This window comes from Clostridium putrefaciens, from assembly GCF_900461105.1.
Taxonomy (GTDB): domain Bacteria; phylum Bacillota; class Clostridia; order Clostridiales; family Clostridiaceae; genus Clostridium_L; species Clostridium_L putrefaciens.
This window is the reverse complement of the sequence record NZ_UFWZ01000001.1, coordinates 839,729-862,756: the sequence shown is the minus strand read 5'-3', so window position 1 is coordinate 862,756 and position 23,028 is coordinate 839,729. Positions and strand designations below refer to the sequence as shown.

Genomic DNA, 23,028 nt, shown 5'->3' with positions numbered 1-23,028 from the left:
TTGGTCACCAAGTGTCCCAGTTTATTTTTTCCTGTCCCACACTTACTATTATATGTTATTTTCTTAAGATTTTAAAGCATGTTTTGAAAAAACATGTTAACAAACTGTTAACTTACATAAATTTAAGATCTAAGTTAAAATCTTTTTCTTTTGTTTGATGATTTTATTTGTAACTCTTCTCTATATTTTGCCACAGTCCTACGTGAAATATTCATACCATTTTCACTCAATTTTTCACAAATGATTTGATCAGAAATTGGTTTCTTTTTATCCTCTTCTTCGATTAATCTTTTAATTTCTCTTTTAATGTTAAAAACAGAAATGTCTTCTCCTTGGTTTAAACTATAAACTCCCGTGATAAAAAGATCCTTAATTTTAATCGTTCCTTTATTTGTATATATATATTTATCCTTTATGGCTCTACTTATAGTTGACTCATGCATATTTAAACTTTCAGCTATCTCTCTCAATGTCATAGGTTTTAAATATTCTTTTCCAAACTCAAAATAATCATATTGAAGCTCTATGATCTTTTCTATTACCCTATATACAGTGCTCTTTCTTTGTTCAATACTTTTAATTAAGAAGATGGCACTATTTATTTTGTCTTTTACAAATTCAGTAGCTACTTTATCCTTCTCATCATTTAATATATTTTTGTACAATGAATTTATAGAAAGTCTTGGTATAAGATTTTCATTCATCTCTATAATATATTTTCCATCAACTTTTCGAATATAAGCATCTGGAGATACATATTTAACTTCTTCTCCTGTGAAAAACCCACTTGAAGGTTTAGGTTCTAATGTTTTTATACTATCACCACAAATTTGAGCTTCTTTTACAGTAATATTTAATGACTTTGCAATGTTTTGATATCTATTTTCTGATAAGTCTTCTAGATGATTATCAATAATCTTACACATATTATCATCTAACATATGCTTTTTTCTCATTTGAATTTTAAGACATTCTTTTAAGCTTCTAGCACCTATACCATCTGGCTCAAAGTTTTGAATTATTTTCAATACCTTTTCAAAAACATCTATGTCTATCTTAAGTTCTTTTGCTATATATTCACTAGGTAAACTTAAATAGCCTTTGCTATCTAAACTTTCGATTGTATACTCACAAAGAGTCTTTATGTAATTACTTTCATTTAATTCAGATACCTGTTCATATAAATATTCCTTCAATGACTTTTCATTAGCTATAAAATTAAAAGGTGATACTTCTTCATGTTCATCATAATTTTTGTAGCTTTGCGAACCATAATTATCAAATTCTAAATACTTTACTAACTCTTTGTAATTAATTTTATCCTGTGTTTCATATTCTTTTTTATTTTCATAATCCATTTCCAAAATGGGATTTTCCTGGAATTCATTTTCTATATATTCTTGAAGATCATAACTAGACATCTGCAAAAGCTTTACAGAAAGTTGCATTTGTTGAGTCATTATCAACTTTTGTTCTTGGGCTAAATTTAAGCTAAAATCCATTTTCATATTATTCAATCACCCTATTTATTATTTTAATTAGTAGAATTATACCACGCTAAATCACTTTGTAAAAGTATAGAACTTCATCGTAATTCAAATTTAGGCATTTTCAAAAAGCAACACCCTACTGGTTAGTCTTTTTGAAAATGCCTTAAATCATTGTATCTATATTTTATTATCTCTCACCTTTTTTATATGGAACTCCGTCTGCCAGTGGGGCTTGAGTCTTTCCAACAAATCCAGCAAGCATTATCATTGTTAATAAATATGGGAAGGCTGCATAGAATTCTCCTGGAATACTCCACCCAAAACTCTTTGCATATAATTGTAATGTTTCAGCAAATCCAAATAACATACATGCAAACATTGCATTTCTAGGCTTCCAATTACCAAATATCATAGCTGCAAGAGCTATAAACCCTCTACCGCTTACCATGTTCTCTCTATAAAGATTCATGATTCCTATAGATAATGTAGCTCCACCAAGTCCACCTAATACACCTGATAGTAATACAGATAAATAACGTACCTTGTATACACTTATCCCTAATGTATCTGCTGCTTTTGGATGTTCTCCAACAGCTCTTATTCTTAAACCTAGTGGTGTTTTATATATTACATACTGTGATACAAAAACTAATATCAATGCAATCCAAACAAACCAGTTTAGCTCTGCTAAAAGAGGTCCTATTAATGGAACCTTAGCAAAAGCTGCTGAAGGATACGGAAGTGCTGTTACTGCACTAGTTTGTGAAGGTGTTCCAAAAAACTTATATACAAGATATCCTACAAACGCTGGTGCAAATACGTTAATTCCAACACCTGATATAACTTGATCTGCCATAAGGTGAATACTTAAATAAGCATGTATTGCTGCAAATAGCATTCCACCTACTATGGCAAATAATATACCAATCCAAGGACTCCCTGTAAGATAAGCTCCAAGTACCGCAAAGAAGGCTCCAGCTGTCATTATACCTTCTAATGCTATATTTACAACTCCGGACTTTTCAGAAAAAATTCCACCTAACGTTGCAAATATAAGAGGTGTTGCTAACCTTAATGTAGCAGATAATATACCAATAATCGTTAAAAACAACATGCTATTCATTTACAATGGCCTCCTTTTTTCTCTTTTCAGAAATCCATTTAAAGATGTATTCAGCCGCTATAAATAATATTACTATACCTTGAACTAATGCAGATATAGTCTTAGGTATTCCATAAAGCATTAATGTACCTGAACTTAGATTCAAAGCACCAAATAATAAGGCTGAAAAAATAACGCCTATTGGATTACTCTTAGCAACTAAAGCTACAGCTATACCATCCATCCCGAAATTCGGGAACGAGAATAATTGAACTGATTGATGTTGCACCCCAGCTATGTGAATTGCTCCACCAAGTCCTGCAACCGCTCCTGAAATTGCCATAGCAAGTATTATATTTTTCTTTATGCTTATTCCACCATACTCTGCTGCAAATGGATTAAGACCTACAGCACGTATTTCGTATCCTATAGTGGTCTTCCAAAATAGAACATATATTAGCACTGCTAATACTATTGCTATAAATATTCCTGTGTTTAATCTATAGTTATCTCCTAAAAACCTTGTAAGATAAGCGCTTTCTTTAATTGGGAAAGTAGATGCACTATCTGGCTTATGAAATACACCCATAGTGAAGTAATTCGCTAAGTTCATAGCAATGAAGTTCATCATTATAGTATTTACAACTTCATTAGTTCCAATCTTCGCCTTTAAATATCCAGGTATCGCTGCCCAGAATCCTCCTGAAATAATTCCAACTATAAGTATTAATAAGATATGTAGTCCCCTTGGTATTCCGGGTATAAATCCTACCATGGTAGCTGTCATCATTCCAATTATAAATTGTCCTTCAACACCTATATTAAATAGTCCTGTTTTAAATGCTATAGCATGAGCAAGACCTGTAAATATAAGTGGTGTAGTAAATACTAAAGTTTCTATTAGTTGTGACTTTGACCCAAAGCTACCTGCCCAAATAGATGAAAAAAGTACCTTAGTTGATTCACCAAATCCTGTATTTAATGCTATCATTACAAAAAATATAGAAATAAATAAAGCTACGACAATTGAAAAAATAGAAATAGAAAACTCTCTTACAAATCCCGGTAGCTCTTTCTTTTCTTTTTTAGGATTACTCACGACTCTCTCCCCCTTCCACTTCTTTCTTTAATGTACCACCAGCCATTAATATGCCTAGTTTTTGTTCTGTAGCATCTTTTGCATCTAATATGTCAACTATTTGACCATCATAGATAACAGCTATTCTATCTGCAAGAGAAAGCACTTCATCTAGCTCTAAGGATACTAAAAGTACTGCTCTATTATTATCCCTTTCTTCAACTAATCTTCTGTGAATATACTCTATAGCTCCTACATCTAGTCCTCTTGTAGGCTGAGCTGCTATAAGCAATTCTGGATTCTTTTCAATTTCCCTTGCTATAACTATTTTCTGCTGATTTCCACCTGATAGTGAGGATGCAGTTACCTCTTCATTAGGCGTTCTAACATCATAGTTCTTAATTAGTCTTTTTGTATAATCTTTAATTTCTTTATAATTCATCATTATACCTTTTGCAAAAGGTGATTTGTAATGAACCCCAAGTATAGAGTTTTCATATAAGGAATATTTTAATATAAGTCCTCTTTTATGTCTATCTTCTGCTATGTGGCCTAAACCTGCTTCTATAGCATCTTTAGAACTTTTCCCTGTTATATCTTTGCCGTTTAACACAACTTTTCCACTAAGTGGTTTTCTAAGTCCTGCTATAGCTTCTATAAGTTCAGTCTGACCATTACCATCTACCCCTGCTATAGCAAGTATTTCCCCTCTTCTAACTTCTAAGTTAACACCTTTAACTGCAGGTATTTTTCTATGGTCTAAAACCTTAAGATCTTCTATCTTTAAGACAGTTTCACCAAGTTTTATGTCACCCTTTTCTACTTTTAAGTTTACTTTTCTACCTACCATCATTTCAGCAAGTTCATCTATATTAGTTTCTTTTGTTTCTATAACACCAATTAGCTTACCCCTACGAATAATAGTTACTCTATCACTCATAATCATAATTTCTTTTAATTTATGAGTAATAAGTATAATGGACTTACCCTCTTTTACAAGATTTTTCAGGATTACCCCTAATTCTACGATTTCCTGTGGAGTAAGAACTGCTGTAGGTTCATCTAGTATAAGTATTTCTGCTCCTCTGTAAAGAGCCTTCAATATTTCCACCTTTTGCTGTTGTCCCACTGTCATGTCTTCTATTATAGCTTCTGGGTCTATATTGAAGCCATATTTTTGTGAAAGCGCTTTAGTATCGGTTATAGCTTTATTTATATCTAGATTTATCCCCTTTTTAGGTTCATTACCTAATATCATATTTTGAGCTACTGTAAAGTTATGAACTAACATAAAATGTTGATGAACCATACCTATTCCTAAATCTATAGCTTCTTTTGGATTCTTGATGCTCACCTTATTCCCTTTTATAAATATATCTCCTGCCTCTTGTGCATAAAGGCCATAAAGAACATTCATCAAAGTTGTCTTTCCAGCTCCATTTTCTCCTAGTAAAACGTGGATTTCTCCTTTTTTTAAGTCAAAATCAACATTTTCATTAGCAATTACACCTGGAAATACTTTAGTTATGCCTTTCATTTCAACAACTTTTTCCACGAAATCCTCTCCTTCCTATTTTATTTGAAAAAGACTAGATGCGGTGCATCTAGTCTTATTATATTTTAAAGTTACTTAATTTCTACTGCTTTAAATTCCAAAAGTTCAGCACGTGTACCAGGAACTATTATTTTACCATCTTTTATTTCTTGTTCAGCTTTTTTAGATAAATCCATAGCATCTTTTGGAACATCAGGATGTATAGTTGGAGCTATACCAACAGCGCCTTCTTTAATTCCTAATATCTTAAGCTTTCCACCTTCAAATTTATCAGCTTGAATATCTTTTATTGTATCTATAACTGCAACATCAACTTTTTTCTCCATTGAGAATATTATAACATCTTTGTAGTCTTTTGCTGTAGGTGTAACTGCTTGGTCTGAGTCAGCACCAATTGCAAATTTACCCATGTCTTTTGCTGCTTTAAATACTCCAAGACCTGCTCCACCAGCTGCATGGTAAACTATATCAACTCCGCTACCATATAAAAGTTTTGCAGCTTCAAATCCTTTACCTTGGTCATCAAATGAATCAATATATTTAATGTTTTGTCCTGGTGTTTTTTCATCTTTAGCCATTAGTAACTTACCTGCTTCTTCGTTAACGCTCATAACTCCAGCTACGAATCCAGCTTCAAATCTACCAATAACGTCTCCTTCTTTACCACCAACAAACCCAATTTTATTTGTTTTTGTCATCTTACCAGCTATTACCCCTGCTAAGAATGAACCTTCATGTTCTTTAAATTTTATAGATGATACATTAGGATTTTTGGCTTCAGCATCAACTAGCAAGAATTTCTTGTCTGTAATTTGTCCTGATACATTTTTCATTGCATCTTCCATCATAAATCCACAACCTACTACTAAGTCAGCTTGGTTTGACATAGTCTTTAAGTTTGGTTCATAAGCATCTTGTTGTTTTGATTCTATAGCATTTAATTTTTGTATTCCTAAATCTTTACTTGCTTGTTCTATTCCTCTTCCTGCAGACTCATTAAAGGAACCATCATTAACTCCTCCTTGGTCTGTAACTAAACCAACCTTAATCTTTTTAGTATCTCCCGCTGCTGGCGCTTTATCCCCTTCAGTAGTTTTGCTAGCACAACCTGCAAATAATGTAGCTACCACTGCAACTGATGCTAATGCAGCAACTAATTTCTTCTTATTCATACTAATACCCTCCTATTTTTTATACTTCCCTTACAACATAAAATTCTAGAAATCTTTTAAAAATCCTTTTAATCTTTACGTGAAGTAAATATTATTTTCACTTTCACATATTCAATAAGCAATTATACGTTTACACTAGGTAAAGGTACTAAACCGCTTACATACTCATTATAAAAACTAAACTTTTCTTTAAAACATTTTTCATAAATCATTATCTATGTTGCAAATATATTATATCATAATATATTTGTAAATGGAATACAGAATTTAAAAAACATATTTTTTTTAGCTGTAGTTTAATTTCAAACTACAGCTAAAAATTTTTATTTTATGACTTAAACCCTGTTTTAACTAATATTTCTTCTGCCTTAGTTCCTTCATCTTCACCTACTAGCACTATAGGTCCTGTACACCCCATACCACTTTCAGAGTATATATTTTCCTTCCAAAGAGCTCTGCAAGCATCTTCAAGTTCCAATATATCTATTCCAGCTATAGAATAAGTTACAACCTTTTTAGGTGGCATCTTAATGTCTTCTTCAGCAGGTTTAACTTTTTCTTTTGTGTTTTTTGCTATTATGTCTTTTAGGCCAGCCTTATTAGCTTTCTTAAACTCATCTTTTGACACATCTATTAAGTTATTTGCTGCACAAGTAGCTGAATATCTTAAAGCTTCACAAATAAGTGGTGCTCCTGATGCTCTAGAAACTATATTAACTAATTTAGTATATCCTTCTCCAACACCTGGTCCATAACCAGCACCTACTGTTTCGTAGTTACCACCTGTAGTAAATGATGAGAATAGTTTTACTAATATATTACCTGTAAGAGAATCACAAATCATAATATCTGGTGTTGCAGTTAAAAGATCATTACCTCTCATTACTGAACCACCGTCTGCTCTTAAAGATTCTGCAAACTGGAATTCATATCCGTTATCTTTAAGCTCTTTCAATATACGTTCAACTTGTCTCGCTCCATCAATATTTAATATTCCAAGTGTAGGTTTCTTAATTCCTAGGGATTTAGCTACTGCTATTCCCGAAATGGCGTTTAAAACCATTCCCTCTACTCTATTAGTTGATGTTGTTCCTGTTGTAGTTGCTATTATAAGATCTCTTCCAGTAGCTGGTGTTGAAACCTTACCCACTGTGGAAACTCCTATTGGGAAATCGAAGTGTTGAGTTACACAGCCTTGTATTTCCCCTGAATCTAATAATTCAACCATTTTCTTATGGCCTTCTTCAGCATTTTCAACTTCTACTATGTTAAAGTCTCCATCTACCTTAGGTCCAATAAGCACTATTTCAAAATCATTATATTTATTTTTTGCGAGTTCTGCAGCTTTAACCATTTCTTCTACGCCATGTTCACTACCAAATGTAGTAAGGCCTATTTTAACTTTTTCTTTAAAATTTCCGCTTTTTATTCCTTCTGCTATATCGTTAAACACATCAGCTATCATACCTTTTACTTTTAATTCTTCCATTACACTCACGCCCCTTAATTATTCATTAAGTAAGCTGCAAAATCTTTCATTGCATCAGCTACCATAGATTTAACTTCTTCTTTTGAAACGCCCTCTACTTCTGCCTTTGCTCCAGTATTTTTCTCAACTACTATAGATACTCCGTCAAATAGGTTAGTCATTCTTCCTAAAAATAAGCTTCCTTTTCCTATTACCATAAATTTATTCATTTCATTGTTAAGCATATGTTCTCTAGCATGACCAATTATAGGCACTCCAGATGGTATATGTCCTTGTGTTGGTGCATATCCTGGATATCCATGCTCAACTACAAAGTTTCCAATTTCTTTTCTATCTAATTGACCTTTTTTAACAGCTAAAGCTCCTATCATTTTATAGTTTTGTGTAGGAACATCTCCAGCGCCTGCTGTTTCTGTTAAGTCTGGTGTTTGCATTTCTGGTGCAAACTTATCTATATCTGTTATTTGTAGTCCTGCTCTTTCAAGAGGTTCTGAAACAAGTGCTTCAAGAACTGCTTGTGGTGAAGATCCATGTCCTATTGTATGTCTTCCAACTATATCAGTTCTTAGAACTGGGTTTATCCCATCATTTTCACCTATTAATACTGCAAATCCACCAATACAGTCTTCTAGAATGTTAAGTCCTTTTTTTATGTGGTCTTTTCCATTCATTCCAAGCTTAGCGGAAGATCCACCACCTACTACAGCTACTGTTTTATATACTCCTGATTTAACTAAAGCTGCTGCTGTTATTAAAGCGTGGCTAGGTCCTGCACAAAAACCTCTAAGGTCAATTCCAGTAGCTCCTGTAAACCCTGCTATTTCTCCTAGACCCTTAGCAATGTTTCCACCACCTCTTTGATTCATATCTCCAATAGCCTCTTCTGAACATTCAATTATATATTCAACTTCAGTATCTTTTATATCACAATCCTTCATAAGATGCATTAATGATAAAACACCTGAAGCTTTTACTACTAAGTTTTCTATGATTATATGAGAAGTCAAATTTTTGTCGAACTCATGAGCTCTTTTTACACAACCTACAAGAGTTTCTCCTTCGTATAATCCTTCTGCTATTCCATTATCTACTAGTTTATTTATATCTTCTATATCAGAACCTTCTTTTAAATCATTAGCCTTACTTTTTAATATAGGGTGATTTAAAAACTTTTCTCTTACCTTTTCAGTAAAAGCTTTTTCTAATAATACAAGATCAAATGAATCTGAAAGTTTTATCATTCCATAAAACTCATCTTGTGGCATTATCTCACCGAACTTACCATATCTTCTAGCATTCTCTATTGTCTCATTGTACCAAGGTCTTGGACGTTCTTTTAATTCTTCTGGTGTCATATTACCTATATAAGTTTGGTTTGGAGCGTACCCCACTACCTCTTCGTAACTTCTTAAATTATCTTTAATTTTTGTTAGGTATTCAGAATCTGGATGTGTTTCTCTCTCTAATGATTGAGTTGTACCATTATGTATTACCATATCTGGTGCATTAACTAAGATATATGCTGCTTTTTTTATTACCGGAAAATCCATATAGAAAACCCTCCTTATTTTTTTAAATCATTTAAACTTTTTAAAATGTTAAAATTAACATTTAAGAATTAGGAAACATCATTATAATCCCAAATTCTTAACTCTTAATTATTAATTTTATAGGGGCAAGTCATATGACTTGCTCCTATAATTTTAAGTATTTTAAACTTCAAATACCTTTTGACCTTCTACTGGTGTTTCAAGAGCTTCTAGAGCCTTTTCAACCAATTTGTATCTAAGCTCATACTCATCTTTAGGAGTTAATGCTGGGTTTCCTAATGGATGTGGTATAGCTATAGTAGGAACTATTCTGTTAGCTCCAACTGTTAGAGATATTGGAACTACCGTACACATATGAACTACTGGTAATCCAGCTCTTTCAATTTCTTTAACTAACGTTGCACCGCAACGTGTACAAGTTCCTCAAGTAGAAGTTAATATAACTGCATCTACTCCATCAGCGATTAACTTTTTAGCTATTTCTTCTCCAAATTTCTTTGAAGATGCAACTGCTGTTCCATTACCAACTGTAGAATAGAATAAATTATGAAGTGATCCGATTTTTCCTTCCTTTTCCATGTTTCTTAAAACATCTACAGGAATTACTCTATCTGAGTCATCATTAGCATAAGTTGGATCATATCCACCATGAGCTGTCTCATAAGTGTCTTTTGTTAAATCCATTACTCCTTCTATGTTATACTCACCGTATTTAGAAGCACTAGATGATTCTATATGATCTGGGTTTCCTTTTGGAACTGTTCCCCCAGATGTTACTATAGCAATTTTAGCTTTAGTTATATCAGCTACTGGTGGTAATGCTTCTACTCTATCGAATACTGGCATTTTGAATTCACTTTCGAATTCTTCACCTTTAAGCTTTTTAACTAATAGATCAACTGCTCTTTCAGAACCTCTTTTTGCATTGAAATAGTTCTTTCTTATGCCTCTTTCAATGTAACCATCTTCTGATGGTAATAATATCTCTTCACCTTTTGCAAGTTTTAAAGCTAATTTAGCTACTGCTGGAAGAGCCTGTCTCATGCCAACTGCACTATTTCTTGTTTCAACAATATATACATGCTTTTTGTACATGTCTGATCCAGGGTTTTCTGGATACATTGCTGTAAGCACTGGTATATTTAACTTCTCTTCAACAGCTTTTGCTACAGCACCGCAAGCAACACCGTATCTTCCTGCATTAAATGCTGGTCCCGCTATAAATAAATCTGGTTTAAATTCCTTCACCATTTCTATTATTTTAGCTTCAGCCTCTTCCATATTTTCATTAAAGTATGAGTCTCCACAGATTATAGTTCCAACTATGGTAGCCTCACCCTTAAGTAATCCATTAAGACCCATACCAGGTCCTATGAATCCTTCTCTAGATTCTGGTGTTATATCTGCTTTCTCTTCTCCACCTATTCCAGCGTAAAATTGATTAATATAATGTACTACACGTATCAAAATTATTTCCCCCCTTCATGGAGTTTATTATTAGTTTTTTATTTTTTTAATCTTATTTATTGAATTTAGAAAATTGATCTCTTACACCTTTAACTTCTGATATTATAGTATCTACATCTAAAACCATTTCCATCATTCCGCATTGCTCATCATAAATTTCTGCATTGCATTCGTCTTTGATTTCAGGTTCTACCATGTGGTAAACTCCAAGTCCTAGCTCAACTCCTGCTAAAGGACCTGCAAATGTTGGGTCTCCAGCAGCAACTGTTTCTGCTGAAAGTCCTGAAGCTTCTGCTTCTGCTCCACCTATTATAACTATTAAATTTTCTGGACCATGCTTTTCAGAAAGGTCTTTTACTCTTTGTTGGATCTCCAGATCCATAGCTCCTGCAGCTGTTCAAACAAAGCATTCTGTTGAAACGAAAACTACTTCTGCTCCTGCGGATTTTACGCAAGATTCTATAGCAGGACCTGGTATACCGTCTCTATCTCCTATTGCAATAACTTTTTTTCCTTCTAACATATTATTCCATCCCTTCTTATATAAACGTTTTTAGTTTTAGTAACCCTTAGCAGTTAAGTAGTTAAACCCAACTTCTGAAGTAGCTCCTGTTATAACTTGAATTTCTGCATTTATAGATCCATCTTCTCTTAGACTTCCTAGGTATCCTCCAGCAATTATATTTGCAACTTCTGGGTGACCTATTACTCTCTTCATTGGAGGCAATGTTATAACTTCATTAGCGTTTCCGCCTGTAACTATCGCATCTCCTTTTGGAGTTGAGTCTGCAAGTGATTGTGAACTTCCATCTTGTCCTGCATATTCATCAGTAACAAGTACTGTTTTTATGCCTTTTTCTGTTATCTTGTTACAGTTCATAACTAAGTCAGCATCTGGATTACCAAATCCTTCTTCTGATATTATAACTGCTTCTGCTCCTAAGAATTCAACTAATTTTGCAGTCATACTTGATGATCTTTCTTTGTCTGCAAGATATACGTTTTCATTAGTTATAACACAACCTAAGAAGTTATAATCTTTACCATGTCTTGAATATAAGTCTTCAATTATAGGTTGGTTTAAATGAACATAAGTTGGATTCTTATCGCAAGCTGAAACACAGTTTCCGCTTACTACGGCTCCATCAAATACTTCTGTTGGGTAGATAAATGTAGGAATTATCTTCTTAGCATCTACTCCATAAACATAGGTATCGTGAAGTAATCCTTGAGTTTGAAGCATGTAAACATATACAACCTTTGGTAAGTCTGGGTACTGTTTAACTTGCTCTAACAATGGTAATGTTTCAAAAGTTTTTACTTCGTCAGGCTCTACATTTTTCCCTGCCTTACCTAAGTATGTAGCTGCTTTAAATCCTACCATTCTTACTGCTTGCTCATGATCATGTTGAAGTACGCCTTCTTTTGGCTCAACTATTATAACTAAGTTATTAGTTTTTGAGAATGGAGTGTATTTAGCACCCTCTCCTGCCATGTCAATAATCCCTTCTTGGAACCCTACAATTTTACCTGTAGTAACTACAGCAGCGCCTTTTAATACATGTGTTCTTCCTGATCCTACAGTATCAACTTTACTCATGAAGCCTGGGAATATTCCACCCTTACCTTCAACTTTTACTCTAGGCTCAATTACGTCTTTTACAGGTATAATTCTTACTTCTTCACCTGGTCTTGCGATATCAAAGTCGATGCTTTGAATTCTCTCATCTCCAGACACTTCTTGTAACAATTCTTCTTTATTTACATAGAGTACACCATTTTGAACTTTAGTCTCTGGTCCAAATTGAACATCCTTTATGAATATATTTCCAATTTCTAGACGCAAAGCGTTCACCTCCTAAATATTCTTATATTATCCAAGCTGCTATGAAATATACACAGTAACTCAGTTTGGAACTTAATAAATATTACTTTTATTTCAGATGAAGCTTTAAACTTCATCTGAAATTTAAAGATTACTATTTAATGTCTTTAATCATTAATTTAATCCTAAATAATTAAGTTTTTGACTTATAGACAATAAATAAATTATAGTGTATCGTATACTGATTTTATGAAATTTTCTACATCATCAATGGTGCCTATTTTATCTGGAGTTATAACTTCTGATCTCTCACCATTTTTGTATATTATCATTGTTGGTAATCCCAAAACCTTTTGTGATATAGCAAGTCTTCTAGAACCACCAATGTTTAAGCTAGCAAATTTTATTTTATCACTATATTTTTCCTCTAACGCATGTACTCCTGGCATAAGCTCTAAACATATTTCACACTTATCTCCCCAAAAATCAACGAATACAGGCTTTTCTGTATAGTTAGTTACCTCTGCTTCAAAGTTCTCTTTGTTTAATTCTAACATTGTAAATCCCTCCACTTTCTTTATTTTTGGATCTATTTAAATTTTAATTAATCCTCAAAATTAGCTTCTACATATTTTTCTGCTGTAGTTGCTGCAATAGCTCCGTCAGCAGTAGCTGTTACTACTTGTCTTAAAGTCTTTTCTCTTATGTCTCCAGCTGCAAATACGCCTTCAATGTCACATCTCATTTCCTCATCAGTTATTATATCGCCTCTATCATTTAGCTTAATTTTTCCTTTAAACAATTCTGATATTGGAAGATATCCTACAAATACAAAACATCCATCTACAGTAAGATCAGTTACTTCATTTGTTTTTACATTTCTAAGAACTAATCCCTCAAGAATTTCATCGCCCTTAGCCTCTTCAACTACTGTGTCTAATATGAATTTTATTTTTGGATTCTTTTGTGCTTTTTCTAAAGAAGTTTTAGCTGCTCTAAATCCTTCTCTTCTATGAATTATAGTTACACTATCTGCAAACTTAGTTAAGTATATAGCTTCATCTATAGCAGAATCTCCACCACCTATAACAGCTACATCTAATTCTGTAAAGAAATCAGCATCACAAGTTGCACAGTAAGAAACTCCCTTACCTCTAAGTTCAGTTTCATTTTTGAATCCTGAAAGTCTTGGGTAAGCACCTGTAGCTATTATTATAGTTTTAGCTTCATAAGTTCCCTTTTTACAAATTATCTTCTTTATCTTTCCTTCTAATTCAACTTCTAAAACCTCATCTTTTAAAAACTCAGTTCCAAATTCTTCTGCTTGCTTTCTCATTCTCTCTACTAATTGTGGTCCTGTACAGTCTGGAGCTGATCCTGGATAGTTTTCTAATTCATCTGTAGTAGCTGTTTGACCACCAAACTTACCTCTTTCTATTAAAAGAGTTTTCATCTTTGATCTTGAAGCGTATAATCCTGCGGATAAACCTGCTGGGCCACCGCCTAGTATTATTGTATCATAAATTTGAGCCATGGAAATTCCTCCTTACATAATTTAAGTTAATGATTCTAATTATTTATACAATTTATTTTAACATAAATCTTATCCTAAATTGGATTTAATTTATAGCATGATGTATTAAATCATAATCTATTAATTGAAAGTCCTGTAAAATTTCCTCTGTCCAATTTGGTGTATCAAAGTCATTAAGAAATCTTTTTGTAGTATTTATAGAATTTTCAATAATATTTAGAGAATCCATATCTAATTGTTCTAACTTGTCCCTTGATATTAATACTGTTCTAAATGGAGTTTCGTTAGGCTTTATACTACTCATAAGGGGATGGGTTAATAATCTATGTCCAAGATGTATATAATCCCTAACCTTACAAAGCAAGTCTAAAGGTGCAATACTTAAAAATTCTACACTGTAATGCTTTTCCAGGTTTTCTTTACTTAAAGTGTTATTTGTAATTACAATAAACTTTTCAATAATCATATTAATTCCTTCCTAGTTATGAAATTTAAAAATCTTTCTTATATCCCTTTTGATTCTTTAAAGCCCTTATTTTGAATTGTTCGTCTTATTATTTTATAAAAAAAGACAGAGAAAAAAGGCTTACTCCCTTTTCCTCTGTCTTTTTACCTGAGAGAATTACTCCTTCGGTGCTATCGCTTTCCAGAGATGTGTCAGTATTCGGTCCTTTTGCCTGAGAGATTCATAATATATGGGCTATATTACTTACTCCTTCGGCTACCTTTTTTATAAGGTTATCTCCCGAAAACTTCATTCACTTATATATTAAATTTCATTTAGCTTGTTATTTTTTTCACCCTTATTGTAACCCATAAAAGATAAAAGTTCTACTGTTATTTCAAATATCTTCTATAGTATTTTTTTATAGCACCTATTATGAAACCGTATAGATTGACAAATTTATATTTATTTCGACAAAATTCTATTTAAAATACCATATATATTAAAAATGTTAATTTAATTAATCTACTATACATAAGTTTGCATTATTTCATAACAGGAAAATCCATCTGCCTTAAGGCTTCATAAGCCACTATGGATACAGTATTTGAAAGATTTAAGGACCTAGTTGTAGTGTTAATCATGGGAATTCTTATACATTTATTAGGATCGCTATCTCTTATGGAATCTGGAAGCCCCATAGATTCTCTACCAAATACTATAAAATCACCTTCTTTAAATTCTACTTCATGGTAAAAATATTTAGCCTTAGTAGTAGAAAAATAAAATGTCCCATCTTGATATTTCTCTCTAAGCGCCTCATAACTTTCATGAATTTCAATATCTAATAGAGGCCAATAATCAAGACCAGCTCTTTTAACATGTTTTTCATCTAAACTAAAACCTAAAGGTTTTATAAGATGTAACTTAGAGTTAGTTAATACGCAAGTTCTAGCTATATTTCCTGTGTTTTGTGGTATTTCTGGTTGATACAATACTATATTTAAGTTCAATTTTATTGCCTCCGCTATTTTAGAATTTTAAATAATATAAAAACTTTTCAGTTTTTATATAAAATAATGTTTCTATATTACTTTATTGATTTTTACTCTTTTATAATATAAGTTTAGATTACTATACACATTATAATATAAGCTTACATCACTATATATATTATAATATAACTATATTACATTTATAGTGAATTTAGTATGAATTTTTCTATAACTTTTGCAACTCCATCATTATCATTAGTATCAGTTACATAATCTGCCTGCTCTTTTATACTACTAGGGGCATTTCCCATAGCAACACCAAGCGCTGCAAATTTTATCATAGATAAATCATTTTCGTTATCTCCAATACAGATTATCTCTTCAGGCTTAATATTATAATACGCCGCTAAAATCTCTACTCCTCTTCCTTTAGATACTCCATTTGTCATTATTTCAAAGTTATTTTCATAAGAGCTTACAACTTCTATGCCTTTAACCTTTAACATATCAATTTTAGCTCTTTTAACCTTCTCTACATCTTCATCTATCCCTATACACTTCACTATAGACTCTTCATTTTTTTCAAATACTTCATCCCAGTTATCTTTTATTATGTTGATTTCTATTTTGTTATCCTCTGGTAAATCTTTATTCATATCATCATATATCTTTGCAGAAAAAACTAGTTTGTCTGAAAATAATGAACTTGGTGTATGGAAATGGCCATGAATATTATGTCTTTTTAATATTTCAAGTAAAATCTTGCAATTTTCTTTACCTAAAACATTTTTATATATAACCTCTTCCTTGCTCCTATCTCTTATAAATGCTCCATTAGCTGAAATTATAGGTGTCTTTATATCTATCATTGATGCATAATAGTTTGCCGAATTAAACATTCTTCCTGTACTTAAAACTACATGTACCCCCATTTCATCCGCTCTTTTTATAGATTCTTTTGTTTTGTTACTGATTTCTTTATTAGTATTTAATAAAGTACCATCCATATCGGTACATATCATTTTATATTTCATACAACTTCTCCTTCTAGTTATCACCCTTTATCTCTAAGGTTAGATACTCATACACATACCATTATATCAAATTTTAAAAAAATTAAAACCACCCCTTAATCTAAGAATTAGTTTTAACCCTAAAAAATATAATATTTCTATAAAGATAGTAGCTTATTCCTTGTGTTTTTCTTAAATAACTTTCTAAATTAAAATAAAACCTTTCCCCTTTAAACTCCGTTGATTTGTAATCTCCATAATAATCTTTATATAAGAATTCTATTAACTCTATACATGTATCTCTAAGCTTAATATTACTAATCTTATTTATATAATCCTTTTCTGTTTCATTGTCTTCTCTTTTTATTCCTATAGTTTTAAGTCTTCTTTCTAAATAGAAATAAGAATATTTATAATCACCCTTTAATATTTTGTTTTTTCTTCTATTTTGAGTAACTATGTTAATACCAAGGTATATAAATACTGCAATTATTACGTTAATTAAAATATAATTACCTTTATCTCTATAATTTAAATTAGTATTTATGTCATTTCCCTCATCACCAGTATCTTTATCAATTATATCTTTACTATGGTCTTGCATTAAATTCTCATCAGAAGCGCTATTTATGTTAACTTCAGGCATGTTTTCGCTTAAGGAACTTTCATATTCTCTAGCTGTAGGAGCTGAATCTTCTATAGTCCATATCATATTTTTAGAATCTACTAGTATTTCTGTCCAAGCATGAGCATCTTTATTCGTAACTAAATAAAAGTCTTCATAATTCTTCTCCTTTGGCATATTAAACCCTTCCACATACCTTGATGGAACCCCTGCTATCCTATTCATAACAGTTGATGCCGTTGCAAAATAGACACAATAGCCCTTCTTTTCTTCAAATAGAAAGTAATCTACAAAGTCTTTATCTAAGGGAACATCTTTAACATCTAAAGAATAGTTATAATTTGATTCTAAGTATTCGTTTATCCTTTTTGACTTTTCTAATGGATTATCCGTTCCCTTTACTATATCCTCTACTAAAGCTTTAGTTCTTTCAGTTATGGAGTCTGGTAACTGAGTGTAGTTATATAAATCTTCCCTAGCATAATCCGTACCCTTATTAATTAATATAGGTTTCATTCTATACTCATCTATAAATTCTAATTTATATACTTCTTTTATTATATTAGAAGATTTATAAATGTCTGTACTTTCGTCTTTATAAATACTTTTACTTTCTGGATAATTTATATCTATGGTATAAATCGGAGTAAATAACGTGTTGGTTTTAATATTAATAGTCTCTATATACATTTGGTCTTTTTTCATTTCTCCAAAATAACTTATATACCTACTATTTGTGTCCCTATTTTTAAACATATTGTGTAATTCTTCATATTGTACAAGCCAAGAATTCCCTGTATAAATAGTTTTTACACTTCCCTTTAAGTGGTAGCTTTGATCAGTCTTCACCTTAAAAGCTTCTTTATTATCTAATTGTATTTTACCACCTAGTTTAAAGCTACTATCATTATATCCTGAAACCTTTAATCCATAACCCTTTTCATTTAAACTACCTTCTATATTTTCACTAGTTATGGCACTATTTATTTTAGACTTTAATATGTTTCCATACCTACCTTCAATATTTACTGGATACAATTTAATTAGCATTGCTATTAAACATCCGTAAAATAAGGTTTGTGTAATTACTGAGGTGCTATTTATATCTTCTCTTATATTGTGTGTTCTCATCTTTTTCATATTGTGTATATTAGATGATACAGAAAAATCAACAACTACAATTAAAGAGTAATAAAATAAGCTTGCCTCAACTGAAGTCTCATAACCTAAATACCATAAAAACAGCATAGTAAAGGTGATTAAAATCAATAAGATATGAGTAATTCCTTTGTAGAAAAATGAAAATATCACTAAACAAAATATAGGAAGTATAACAGTTATTATTCTTTTATAATCGTTAAAGTTTGTATCCTTTCCACTTGATATAATTGTATTTAATAAATCTAAATCTTCTATAATAGACTTGTTAAACATAATAACACTTTCTTTATTAAAGTATATGAATATTAAACTTACTATGATTATTAAACTCCAAACTGCTACCTTATACCTTTTATACACTAAAATTTCTTTATATACATAAAAGAAAATAAAAGTTATTAATATCAAAATAGTTATATATGTATAATTAAAGTTTATAATCTTATAACTATTTATTAATAACTTAAAAAAGAAAATTATGTTTAAATAAAATATAATGGCCACCCATCTTATATTCTTTAATCCCATAATATCATCACCTACCTTATGGCCTTATACTAATTTGTGTTTTAAAAAGAACTATCATGAAGTTCTCTAACCATTAGATTAATATCTACTAAGTTTATTCCATTAACCAATAAGTTTTCAAAACCTTCTTTAGTTTTTTCCCTTTCTAAATAAAAAACTGTTATATTCTTTTTATCTTTACCTATTTTTAATAAAGATTTAATTAAGCTTCCTGTAACCTTGCCTGTTATCATTATAATAGTATTATTCATTAGTTCCTTTGATTTTGATACTATAAATTTATTATATTCTCTAACTCCATCACTTTTATTTTCTACAAAAAACTCCATAAGATTAGAAAACTCTTCTTTATTTTTTATAGTTATAATTTCTTCATTTTTAGCATTTATATAAAGTTTAACTCTTATATTTTGATTTAAGCTGTATCTTACCCATGAAACGCATATATCTATAAGATTTTGTTCCTTTAACCCTAATTTATCTTCTTCATAGATAGATTCATCCATATCTAATAGCACTATCACCTCTTTACAGGATAATGCTTCATAGTCTTTTACAACAAGCTTATTTGCTTTAGCGCTTACCTTCCAATTTATTCGCTTTAAATTGTCTCCTTGCCTATACTCCCTCATTTCCTTTACTGAATATATATCCTCTAGAAATCCCCTCTTTAAAAATGAGTTTTCATAAAACTTGTTTTTAGAGGACATTAACTTTTTTAAGTCATAAATTTTAGGATAAACTTTTATTGAATCTTTATTTTTAATTTGCTTTTTTACATTTATTATATTAAATATATCTGAAATAATAATCGTAAAGCTTTTCAGGTCATAATTTCCTCGAACTTTAAATTTTATACAATAGTTATACTCTGATACTCCAAAGTACGGAATGGAAATAGCTTCACCTTCATATTTATCTTCCTTTAAAGAAAACATTTCTCCTCTAATTGTTAAATAAGGTATCTTAAATATCCCTTTATTAGAAGCTATTAATTTAACCTTTGTATTATCTTTAACGTAAAATGTATCTTCATTTAGCTCCACATTTATATTTATAGAAAAATAGTATGATATGCAGGTTATAATATCTATTATAAATATAGATAAAAAAATATATAATATAGTGTACAATAGAGCTCCACCTTGAATATAAGCATATATAGATGTTATAAGTAGCAATAAAATAAATTTAACATTTATTTTGTTTATCCTATGATCTATTTTCATCACATAGTTACCTTTGGGACTTCTATATCTTTCACTATATCTGAAATCATATTTTCTTTATTATATCCGTTAGCCACAGCCTTAGATGATAATATTATTCTATGAGATAGTACTAAACTTACATTTTCTCTTATGTCTTCTGGTATTACATAATCTCTTCCTTTTATTAGCGCTGAAGCTTGACCTATCCTTTGTAGTGACATTACAGCTCTTGTACTTACCCCTAATGATAAATACTTAGAATTCCTTGTTGCCTCTGATATAGCTACCATATAATCTAAAATTTTATCATTAACCTTAACTTTTCTAACTTGCTTTTGAAGATATAATAATTCCTCTTTATTTATAGCTCCATCCATATACTGAAAGGGCTCTTTTTCTTTATATAACTTTAATATTTGTTTTTCGCTTTCTTTTGATGGATATCCAAGTCTCACCATAATCATAAATCTATCTAACTGAGCTTCTGGGAGTGAAAATGTCCCTTCATACTCTATAGGATTTTGTGTTGCTAGCACGAAGAAGGGTGTTTCTACCTTGTAGGTATCATTTCCTTCAGACACTTGATATTCTTCCATAACTTCTAAAAGTGCTGATTGAGTTTTAGGAGAGGTTCTATTTATTTCATCTGCTAGGACTATATTTGAAAATATGGGTCCCTTATTAAATTGAAACTCCATACTCTTTTGATCATAAATTGAAATGCCTATTATGTCTGATGGTGATAAGTCTGGTGTAAACTGAATACGACTATAGTTTAAGGACAAGGATCTCGCTAAAGCTTTAACTAGAGTAGTTTTACCAACACCTGGTACATCTTCTATTAATACATGCCCTCCAGCTATAACAGCCTTTAAAACATTGGTTATTTCATCTTGCTTACCAATTATCACTTTTTGTATATTATTTAAGATTTTATTTATTAAATCTACTTCTATCATAAATTAACGCAAAAACTGCTACCTCCTTACTAATAATTCTATTTTTCCTTATATAAGTATATCATGATGTTCTGACTACTGTTACTCTACCTCTTAATTTAAATAAGTTTAGAATCTTGTTTTATTTTTATGCTATTTAACAGTCAATGGGACATTTCACCATAGCTCACATTATACCCAACTTGTTCATTCCTTAATCAAATGTATAAAAATAAGGAAGTCTTTATACTTTACCGCTTAAAGACTTCCTTATTTAAATTAATAATTTATGGTTTTTTAGTTCCTACTCTTACTATTCCATCTATAGACCTATAAGTATCATTAGATAAGAATTCAGTATCTATTAATGTTCCATTTTCATAAACCTTTCTATAAACCTTAACCTTTGTCCCATTTATAGGATTCTTTTCTACAACCGTTTGTCCCTCTAAAAGATTTGGATCTTCTACATTTTTAACTCCTGCATTTATTGTTTCATAAGCCTCTGATACAATTTCGTAAGTCCTTCCTGTAGATGCACTATTGCCGTATATGTTAAAGCTTAGTACTCTATCTTTACTAGTTACGCCTTCTATATATATAGGTGAATTAAATGTGTTTCTAAACTTGTAATCTAAAGAGCTACCAAAATCTACTGTAGCATCTAATCCAAGTGGCACATAACTTGTACCTAATGAATGATTATATCTTTCAACAGACTTAAGACCAGTTCTTAAAACTGCTTGATACAGTGTACTAGATACCTGGCATATTCCACCACCTAAGTCATCTTCAACCTTATTGCCAACTATTACAGGAGCATTCCTATATCCCTTTGCCGCTGTTCTTTTACCTACTACATCGTTATAACTAAAGGTATCTCCTGGCATAAGAAGCTTGCCATTTATTGCATTAGTTGCAATTTCTACATTAATAGCCCTGTCATTAGTAGAGTTATGTGAGTACCTAGTTGAAAAGGACGCTATTTTAGAATTAATCTTACTTAACTCTGAGGCTACTACATTAGGCTTTATTTCATCTACCTTAGCCTCAATTTCAACCTTTTCGTCTACCTTGCCATTAATATTTGATATTATATCAGTTTTTAGTTTCTCTTTATCAATCTCATAACCAGGTTTATCTTCTGATACATTAAATTTACCACTAGATGCCATACTAAGCTTTGCATTTATTGGCGCCACGTTAACTTCTGTAGCTATAGTTTCAATAAATTCATCTATATATGTTGGGTCATAGGTAAAATCTAAATTTATTTCCTTACCGGAATGAGTTTTAAGCATTCTATATTTCTCTAACATCTTGCTACTTTTTCCATAATCAAAGGATTCATCTACAACATCTTCTATATTATATTTAGATTCAAGCTTACCATAATCCATATCATATATGTTTTCTAAAGCCTTAACAGATAATTTTTTATTTAGAATTGCATCACCATAATTTTCTTTTAACAACTCTATGGCTTCTTCCTTAGTTTTTCCTGATATGTCTACTGATTCTACTTTAACACCTGAATATATATAATTATCCCAACTTAAAGTGTATTTGTACATATATGTTAAGTAAGCTGATAATGAAAATATAATTGCTAAAACCACAATGGATATAATTATAATACCTTTTTTATTTCTATCTTTTTTTTCAGTGTTTTCCACTTGTTGTTCCTCTTTATGTTCCTCTTGTTGATCCACTTGTTGTTCCTCTTTTTGTTCCTCTTGTTGATCCATTTGATATCCCCTTTCACATACATATGTTGTACTCTAAATTATACGTAGTTTAAAACATGATAGACTCATAATTGTTAATATTTATTTAAAGATTATTTTTAG

The 23,028-nt window shown here is 31.1% G+C and carries 19 protein-coding genes and 1 riboswitch; all 19 genes read right to left on the bottom strand.

What is annotated here, in order from left to right; translation table 11 throughout:
* Positions 1 to 134: 134 nt before the first annotated feature.
* A complete protein-coding gene (gene rpoN, locus DY168_RS03720; RefSeq protein ID WP_172556377.1) occupies positions 135 to 1,502 on the bottom strand; it encodes an RNA polymerase factor sigma-54 in 1,368 nt (455 codons plus the stop codon).
* A 175-nt stretch (positions 1,503 to 1,677) separates the two neighbouring features.
* A complete protein-coding gene (locus DY168_RS03715) occupies positions 1,678 to 2,613 on the bottom strand; it encodes an ABC transporter permease (protein WP_423237227.1) in 936 nt (311 codons plus the stop codon).
* Entirely contained in the window at positions 2,606 to 3,691 is a 1,086-nt protein-coding gene (locus DY168_RS03710) for an ABC transporter permease (protein ID WP_242984046.1), read from the bottom strand. The genes DY168_RS03715 and DY168_RS03710 overlap by 8 nt, the downstream gene beginning before the upstream one ends.
* Entirely contained in the window at positions 3,684 to 5,225 is a 1,542-nt protein-coding gene (locus tag DY168_RS03705; protein ID WP_115640543.1) for an ABC transporter ATP-binding protein, read from the bottom strand. Before DY168_RS03705 ends, DY168_RS03710 begins: the two co-directional genes overlap by 8 nt.
* A 71-nt stretch (positions 5,226 to 5,296) precedes the next feature.
* Positions 5,297 to 6,397, bottom strand: a complete 1,101-nt coding sequence (locus DY168_RS03700; RefSeq protein WP_115640542.1) for a BMP family lipoprotein — start codon at positions 6,395 to 6,397, stop codon at positions 5,297 to 5,299.
* Between the two features lie 328 nt (positions 6,398 to 6,725).
* Complete coding sequence (gene grdD, locus DY168_RS03695; protein WP_115640541.1) at positions 6,726 to 7,886, bottom strand: glycine/sarcosine/betaine reductase complex component C subunit alpha; 1,161 nt, start codon at positions 7,884 to 7,886, stop codon at positions 6,726 to 6,728.
* Between the two features lie 14 nt (positions 7,887 to 7,900).
* Positions 7,901 to 9,436 (bottom strand): glycine/sarcosine/betaine reductase complex component C subunit beta, encoded by a 1,536-nt coding sequence (gene grdC / locus DY168_RS03690; RefSeq protein ID WP_115640540.1) that lies wholly within the window; start codon positions 9,434 to 9,436, stop codon positions 7,901 to 7,903.
* A gap of 162 nt (positions 9,437 to 9,598) precedes the next feature.
* Entirely contained in the window at positions 9,599 to 10,903 is a 1,305-nt protein-coding gene (gene grdB, locus DY168_RS03685) for a glycine reductase complex selenoprotein B (RefSeq protein ID WP_115640539.1), read from the bottom strand.
* Between the two features lie 52 nt (positions 10,904 to 10,955).
* Positions 10,956 to 11,426, bottom strand: coding sequence for a glycine/sarcosine/betaine reductase complex selenoprotein A (gene grdA / locus DY168_RS03680; RefSeq protein ID WP_115640538.1), 471 nt, complete (start codon positions 11,424 to 11,426; stop codon positions 10,956 to 10,958).
* Positions 11,427 to 11,462: 36 nt separating this feature from the next.
* Positions 11,463 to 12,749, bottom strand: coding sequence for a glycine/sarcosine/betaine reductase component B subunit (locus DY168_RS03675; protein ID WP_115640537.1), 1,287 nt, complete (start codon positions 12,747 to 12,749; stop codon positions 11,463 to 11,465).
* 203 nt (positions 12,750 to 12,952) lie between these two features.
* Positions 12,953 to 13,285, bottom strand: a complete 333-nt coding sequence (locus tag DY168_RS03670; RefSeq protein WP_115640536.1) for a thioredoxin family protein — start codon at positions 13,283 to 13,285, stop codon at positions 12,953 to 12,955.
* Between the two features lie 47 nt (positions 13,286 to 13,332).
* On the bottom strand, positions 13,333 to 14,262 hold the full coding sequence (gene trxB / locus DY168_RS03665; protein ID WP_115640535.1) for a thioredoxin-disulfide reductase: 930 nt from the start codon (positions 14,260 to 14,262) through the stop codon (positions 13,333 to 13,335).
* Between the two features lie 85 nt (positions 14,263 to 14,347).
* The gene (locus DY168_RS03660) at positions 14,348 to 14,728 is read right to left on the bottom strand and encodes a GrdX family protein (RefSeq protein WP_172556259.1); all 381 of its coding nucleotides are present in this window, start codon (positions 14,726 to 14,728) and stop codon (positions 14,348 to 14,350) included.
* 189 nt (positions 14,729 to 14,917) lie between these two features.
* Positions 14,918 to 15,020, bottom strand: a riboswitch (glycine riboswitch).
* Between the two features lie 232 nt (positions 15,021 to 15,252).
* Entirely contained in the window at positions 15,253 to 15,720 is a 468-nt protein-coding gene (locus DY168_RS03655; RefSeq protein ID WP_115640534.1) for a tRNA (cytidine(34)-2'-O)-methyltransferase, read from the bottom strand.
* Positions 15,721 to 15,902: 182 nt separating this feature from the next.
* Entirely contained in the window at positions 15,903 to 16,736 is an 834-nt protein-coding gene (locus tag DY168_RS03650; protein ID WP_115640533.1) for a Cof-type HAD-IIB family hydrolase, read from the bottom strand.
* A 100-nt stretch (positions 16,737 to 16,836) separates the two neighbouring features.
* Entirely contained in the window at positions 16,837 to 19,029 is a 2,193-nt protein-coding gene (locus DY168_RS03645; protein WP_115640532.1) for a transglutaminase-like domain-containing protein, read from the bottom strand.
* Between the two features lie 41 nt (positions 19,030 to 19,070).
* Entirely contained in the window at positions 19,071 to 20,162 is a 1,092-nt protein-coding gene (locus tag DY168_RS03640) for a DUF58 domain-containing protein (RefSeq protein ID WP_172556258.1), read from the bottom strand.
* Between the two features lie 95 nt (positions 20,163 to 20,257).
* Positions 20,258 to 21,199 carry an AAA family ATPase gene (locus DY168_RS03635; RefSeq protein WP_115640530.1) on the bottom strand — a complete coding sequence of 314 codons (942 nt, stop codon included), beginning with the start codon at positions 21,197 to 21,199 and terminating at the stop codon, positions 20,258 to 20,260.
* A gap of 266 nt (positions 21,200 to 21,465) precedes the next feature.
* Entirely contained in the window at positions 21,466 to 22,926 is a 1,461-nt protein-coding gene (locus DY168_RS03630) for a VanW family protein (protein WP_115640529.1), read from the bottom strand.
* Between the last annotated feature and the right edge of the window lie 102 nt (positions 22,927 to 23,028).

Coding starts and splice junctions, on each gene's coding strand:
- rpoN (WP_172556377.1), bottom strand. CDS start 1,502: ATGGATTTTAGCTTAAATTTAGCCCAAGAACAAAAGTTGATAATGACT.
- DY168_RS03715 (WP_423237227.1), bottom strand. CDS start 2,613: ATGAATAGCATGTTGTTTTTAACGATTATTGGTATATTATCTGCTACA.
- DY168_RS03700 (WP_115640542.1), bottom strand. CDS start 6,397: ATGAATAAGAAGAAATTAGTTGCTGCATTAGCATCAGTTGCAGTGGTA.
- grdD (WP_115640541.1), bottom strand. CDS start 7,886: ATGGAAGAATTAAAAGTAAAAGGTATGATAGCTGATGTGTTTAACGAT.
- grdC (WP_115640540.1), bottom strand. CDS start 9,436: ATGGATTTTCCGGTAATAAAAAAAGCAGCATATATCTTAGTTAATGCA.
- DY168_RS03670 (WP_115640536.1), bottom strand. CDS start 13,285: ATGTTAGAATTAAACAAAGAGAACTTTGAAGCAGAGGTAACTAACTAT.
- trxB (WP_115640535.1), bottom strand. CDS start 14,262: ATGGCTCAAATTTATGATACAATAATACTAGGCGGTGGCCCAGCAGGT.
- DY168_RS03660 (WP_172556259.1), bottom strand. CDS start 14,728: ATGATTATTGAAAAGTTTATTGTAATTACAAATAACACTTTAAGTAAA.
- DY168_RS03650 (WP_115640533.1), bottom strand. CDS start 16,736: ATGAAATATAAAATGATATGTACCGATATGGATGGTACTTTATTAAAT.
- DY168_RS03645 (WP_115640532.1), bottom strand. CDS start 19,029: ATGGGATTAAAGAATATAAGATGGGTGGCCATTATATTTTATTTAAAC.
- DY168_RS03635 (WP_115640530.1), bottom strand. CDS start 21,199: ATGATAGAAGTAGATTTAATAAATAAAATCTTAAATAATATACAAAAA.
- DY168_RS03630 (WP_115640529.1), bottom strand. CDS start 22,926: ATGGATCAACAAGAGGAACAAAAAGAGGAACAACAAGTGGATCAACAA.